The 283-nt window shown below is 50.9% G+C and carries 1 rRNA gene; it reads right to left on the reverse strand.

Going from position 1 to position 283, the window contains the following annotated elements:
• Nucleotides 1-283 (reverse strand): 23S ribosomal RNA (locus VSQ61_RS22775); the annotation flags it as partial.

Here is a 283-nt window from a genome sequence, read left to right on the forward strand (position 1 = left end):
ATTCCCACAAGGTTCCACGTGTCTCGTGGTACTCTGGATACCGCCTTGTCAGCTCGTCTTTCATGTACGGGGCTTTCACCCTCTTTGGCGGGCTTTCCCAAAACCCTTCCATTAAACTCGCTGAATCAATTATGCGGTCCGAACCCCAGAATGCACGCATCCTGGTTTGGCCTCTTTCCATTTCGCTCGCCGCTACTTTGGAAATCGATGTTTCTTTCTTTTCCTCCGGGTACTTAGATGTTTCAGTTCCCCGGGTTCCCCTCCATACGTTATGTGTTGGCGT

The sequence above is a fragment of the Candidatus Merdisoma sp. JLR.KK006 genome (assembly GCF_036941035.1).
Lineage (GTDB): Bacteria > Bacillota > Clostridia > Lachnospirales > Lachnospiraceae > Laedolimicola.